The sequence below is a fragment of the Streptomyces sp. P17 genome, assembly GCF_032436805.1.
Classification (GTDB): Bacteria; Actinomycetota; Actinomycetes; order Streptomycetales; family Streptomycetaceae; genus Streptomyces.
In genome coordinates, this window is record NZ_JAVRBF010000183.1 from 1 (window position 1) to 1,191 (window position 1,191).

Genomic DNA, 1,191 nt, shown 5'->3' on the forward strand with positions numbered 1-1,191 from the left:
TGATTGCCCTTCAAATTTGTCGAGCGACCGCTTTAAAAAATCTAAGACAAAATCAAACTCGTGGTTGCCGAGTACCCAAACGTAATAATCCCTTTTGTTAAAGCCAAGCTTCATAGGGCTAGTGGCTTCATCCTTAAACGTTTCGACAAAGTTACCTTGAATTGTGTCACCCGCATCGACCAAAATTACATTTTTGTTGGTGCTACGAATATCCGCTACTTTGGTCGCTATTTGACTTAAGCTTCCGCGCATGTTGAGTTTGTCGGCCGCGTAATCCCATGGCATAAAGTGGCCATGTAAATCTGATGTACCAAGTATGGTCACATTATGGATATCTCCATCAGCGGTGAGAGCGGGGAACGAGAGTGAGAGCATGATCAGACTAGCGAGTGCGTGTTTTTTCATCATAGGTTGCCTGTTTATAAAGTTGGGCGAACCTTAAAAGAAATCATCATGACTTAGAGTGATCAATGTCGTATTTGAAAACATCCTGTATCATTAGTTTACATTTTTATGAGGTGTTGCACGGAGTTCAACAGTATGAGAGGTTGAATAGCGATTATGATCACCTTGATCCCCATTCGAGATACGCTTCTTTAAGATCATTGGTTAGACGAGTGGCTTAAGCAAGATAAGACTAATTAACTTTCTAACCGCTACATCTAATGCACTATAACTTATTTGATGTGTAAATAAGCAACTCGATACTTCGTCTGCTGGTTACCGGTTAGACTATGAGCTGTTTGTGTATGTGCTTGCCGTAGGCAAGCAGGAGAAAATCAAGGTTTCCTCATCTGTCAAAAAGCGAACCTGATATGAAGCGAAGCGGGAATAAAAAACGGTTGCAACAAACGCAGTTTTACTGCGCTATTCAACGCGAGCGTTATGCATTAGGAGGCAATGAGCATTGAGCACTGTCGAGGGTTGGGCTAAGCAAATTGTTGCCAAAGAGCTGGGCGAGATAGTTGAAGTCCATGATGATGGTTCTGAACCTGGAATGTATGATCTTATGATAGGATCAAAGAGCTCTCCTAAATACGCTATTGAATGTGTTGGTGCAGTCGACCCCGTCGCAACTGAAACATGGAATGTTGGCCCACCATTAAGGTTAACTCAGCTGGTGATTGGCAGCTGATGTGATTTAACGCAGAATTATTCAATGCCTTGGATGGTTTGGGAATAACTTCCTTG

General features: G+C 42.4%; 2 protein-coding genes. One reads left to right on the forward strand and one right to left on the reverse strand.

Going from position 1 to position 1,191, the window contains the following annotated elements:
• A partial coding sequence (locus tag RMT89_RS40220) for a metallophosphoesterase (protein WP_315888702.1) occupies positions 1 to 324 on the reverse strand: 324 nt, incomplete at its 3' end.
• A 583-nt stretch (positions 325 to 907) separates the two neighbouring features.
• Between RMT89_RS40220 and RMT89_RS40225 the strand changes: the two genes are divergently transcribed.
• The gene (locus RMT89_RS40225; protein WP_170905707.1) at positions 908 to 1,135 is read left to right on the forward strand and encodes a hypothetical protein; all 228 of its coding nucleotides are present in this window, start codon (positions 908 to 910) and stop codon (positions 1,133 to 1,135) included.
• The last annotated feature ends 56 nt before the right edge of the window (positions 1,136 to 1,191 follow it).